Source organism: Microcystis sp. LE19-10.1B (assembly GCF_027530565.1).
In the GTDB taxonomy this organism is placed as follows: domain Bacteria; phylum Cyanobacteriota; class Cyanobacteriia; order Cyanobacteriales; family Microcystaceae; genus Microcystis; species Microcystis aeruginosa.
In genome coordinates, this window is sequence record NZ_JAPZQM010000076.1 from 1 (window position 1) to 3,809 (window position 3,809).

The 3,809-nt window shown below is 44.9% G+C and carries 2 protein-coding genes; both read right to left on the reverse strand.

The features are described 5' to 3' along the window. Positions 1 to 410: 410 nt before the first annotated feature. Positions 411 to 2,141, reverse strand: a complete 1,731-nt coding sequence (locus O9332_RS02765) for an Rqc2 family fibronectin-binding protein (protein ID WP_002756619.1) — start codon at positions 2,139 to 2,141, stop codon at positions 411 to 413. 250 nt (positions 2,142 to 2,391) lie between these two features. Then, positions 2,392 to 3,498 carry a glycine cleavage system aminomethyltransferase GcvT gene (gene gcvT / locus O9332_RS02770; protein WP_002756620.1) on the reverse strand — a complete coding sequence of 369 codons (1,107 nt, stop codon included), beginning with the start codon at positions 3,496 to 3,498 and terminating at the stop codon, positions 2,392 to 2,394. Positions 3,499 to 3,809: the final 311 nt, after the last annotated feature.

The following is a 3,809-nucleotide window of genomic DNA, read 5'->3' on the forward strand; positions in this document are numbered from 1 at the left end:
CCACCTTTTAGACTTTATGCTCGATGAGGCCATCCCTGTTACTCGCGTTAATTCTTCTTGATTTTGGATGGGGAGCTACAGGGCAAAAGCGTTTTGTATTCTGTATTCCTTGCTACATTCTGAATTTGGAATTGCTGGGAAACCCAAAAGAAAGTTGAGGAAAGTGACAGAAGCGGTTAGGTGAGGATAAAATACCAGTGGTCGCTTTAATATCACCTGAATAGTCGGTTTTTTGTGTCTTTCCCGAGACTATCGGCTGCTACCACTGGTTTGCTGTTGTTTGTTGTTGTAATCCGAGGAAATATAGTTCTTGCGTTCCCAAGCGCCTGAACTGCATTTGTCTCTCTAGTAACAATTGTAACAGACAATACCCATTTTGTGTAAAAAAAAGTAAACAATTTGGTAAAAAATTATTTTTTGCGGTAATCTTCAACCCTCTGAGGACAGCCCCAGATTACCGTTTCCTGTTTGTAAACCACCATACCGGGCTTGGCGCCCTTGGGTTTATAGACGTATTTGGGACGGGTATAGACGACGGGAACCTGTTCACTATGGCGAGCGCGGCTATAATAAGCGGCGTAATCGGCGGCAAATTGCAGATCGGCGGCTTCTGGAACTGTACCGGGGGTTAAACGGAGTAAAACGTGACTACCAGCGATTTCTTGACTATGAAACCAGATATCGTAATCGCTGGCGCTACGAAAAGTTAGCCGATCATTTTGACGGTTATTTCTGCCAATCCATAATTCTACTCCAGAGGGAGTAATAAAGCGCATGGGTTCAGATTCTTTGTTATTCGTCCGATTACGCTGGTAATTGCTTTCTAGATACTTTTGTTGGATTAATTCTTCTTGTATCTCGTCTAATGCCTGTAAATCTTCGCTGCTGCTATAATTTTCTAGTTGACTTAAACTCGATCGCACTTGTTCGAGATAATTAATTTCACTGACCACTTCCTCTAATAAAGGTTCCACCGCTAACCGCGCCCTTTTTAATTTCTGATGTTGTTTATAAAAATATTGGGCATTCTGCACGGGATTTCTTTCGGGATCGAGAGGAATAATTACAGGTGTTCCTGTCTGGAAATCCGCCAAACTAATGCTAGTCATTCCCTGCTGTATTTGCTGCAGATTTGCCATTAATAAATCCCCTTGCTCTTTATAGCGATCAGCATGAGCAGATTCTGCTAGTCTTCTTTGAAATCCTGCGGCTTTGGTTTGCAGTTTAGTCAGTAAAGAGGTGATTTTTTGGCTTAATTTTTGCTGTAGTTGTCGAAAACTTTCTTGATTAATTTGGTCGCTATAATAACGGTTTAATAATTCTTGGACATTTTTAGCCGCCGCCAGCATCTCCCCACCGATAACTGTATAACCTTCGCTTGTCCATCCCGGTTGAAAGGTTTTATTTTCGAGCATTTTTAACCATTCTTGCCAGGCCGAAAAGAGCTTTTCCCAATCATTAGTATCTAACTGATCCGTGTTTAATTTCGGGTTAATTTTGGCTTTTTGCAACAGCGATCGAGCGATGACCGGACTAACACCACGATAGGTACTAACTAACTGTTTTTCGATAGTTTTAGGGATTAAACTAACTCTGGCTTGCCAACTGCTCAAGGATTCTTCTAAACTGGGATTTGTTGCCAATAAAACGGGGGGTAGTTGATAGATTTGTCCCGTTTGTACGGTGCGAACACTAGACTGGGTGGCATTGACTTGATGGGCAACGGTGACAATTTGATTGTCAGCCGCAGTTAAAATAACATTGCTATATTTGCCCATAATTTCTATATACAAATGCCCCAGGGCCGGATCATCGGGACGTTGGGCAAATTGTAGATCGATGACTCTTTCCCACGGGGCAACAAATGCTAATTTTGTCAGGGCAAAACCATTGAGTTGATGACGCAATTGATCGCTGAAAGTGAAGGTATCTGGGACTTTTGGCGGTGGATCACCAATATGCAGCCGCGCCCCTTGGGGATGCCAAGAAATAATTAACCATCCCTTGCGATCGAAGGTTCGTAAATGGAGGGCGATCGTTTGGCGATCAATTTGATACACTTGTTCTAGTCTTGCGGGCAGCCAAGTGGCGGCAATTTCGGCACAAGTGGCGCTGAGGGTGGTAAAGTCTACGGATTGCATTTTCAGGATTCAGCTGTAGGGTGGGTTAGGCGACGGTAACTGCTACAGTTTAGTATTGATTTTGTGTTCGCCGTAACCCACCAAATTATTGCTCCTTTTTTCTCGGTGCTTTAGGTTGGTGCGTTACGCTGCGCTAACGCACCCTACTGGACTGTTTCAGCTAAAATAGGGCAATAGATTTCGGCTTAAAGTCTTAGATTATAGAATTTATAGCATTTTTCTAATACACCAAATTAGCTGAAACAAACCACTACTTTTTACTTTTATAAAAGGGTTTTTTAACGACGGTAGCGGGGTAGGTAGTGCCGCGGATTTCTACTTCGATCGCCTGTCCGATCGAGGCGAAAGGTGTGGGAAGATAGGCTAAAGCGATCGCTGTGTTTAAAGTTGGTGATAAAGTGCCACTGGTGACTTTACCCACCACTTCCCCAGCGAATACTACCGGATAATCGTGACGGGCGATATGTTTGCCGGACATCTGCAATCCCACCAAGCGCCGATTCACACCATTAAGTTTTTGGTCTTCAAGGACATTGCGACCGATAAAATCGCCTTTTTCTGGCAGATGAACCAACCAATTTAAGCCTGCCTCTAGGGGACTCGTGCTATCGTCGATATCCTGTCCATAAAGGGCTAAAGCTGCCTCTAAACGCAGGGTATCCCGCGCTCCTAAACCGCAGGGAGTCACCCCTAAATTTAAGAATTCCGTCCAAAGTCGCTGCCCGATTTCAGGAGCGGCCATAATTTCAAAACCATCTTCTCCCGTGTAACCGGTCCTAGCGATAAAAACTTTTTCCCCGAAAAGCTGGCTTTCCCAGTGATTAAATAGGCCAAAATCGCTTAATTTTTCCCCGACCAAGGGCTGTAAAATTGTGGCCGCCTTGGGTCCTTGCAGGGCAATTAAGACCCTTTCTCGCGATAAATCCTTTAATTTGACCCCCGAACCCTCTAAATTGCCTAAAATCCATTCTCGATCTTTATCGGTGGTTGAGGCATTAACAATTAATACGCCTTGGCTTTCGCTTTGGTAGTAAAAGATAATATCATCGATTATGCCACCGTCCGGGTTAAGTAAAACGCTATATTGTGCTTTTCCTGCCCTTAAACGGGCTAAATTAGAGGGAACTAGGGTTTGGAGAGATTGAACCAGATTATCTCCAGTTAAGATAAATTTGCCCATGTGGGAAATGTCAAACATCCCGACACCATTGCGGACAGCATTATGTTCGATTTTTAGGCCGCTAAACTGTATCGGCATCTCCCAACCCGCAAAAGGGGTAAATTTGCTGGTTTGTTGGGCAATTAGGTCATATAAGGGGGTACGAATAGCGGGGGAAGTTGCTTCTTGGTTAGCCACGGTGATCTCGATCGACTGGTTTTCTGCCTAGACTAGCATAGCAGTTATCAGGAGACAGGAGACTCCGAGACAGGAGACTCCGAGACAGGAGACAGGAGATTATTTTTATTTATACTTCCCACACCCCACACCCCACACCCCACACCCCACACCCCCCCCCCCACAACCCACACCCCAAACCCCCCACCCCCCCAACCCCCCCACCCCCACCCCCCAAACCCCAACACCCCAAAACCCAAAAAAAAAAACCCAACCCCAAAAAAAAAACCCCCCCCGAAAAATGGGATTAGGAAAACCCCCCCCCAATAAAC

Coding starts and splice junctions, on each gene's coding strand:
- O9332_RS02765 (WP_002756619.1), bottom strand. CDS start 2,141: ATGCAATCCGTAGACTTTACCACCCTCAGCGCCACTTGTGCCGAAATT.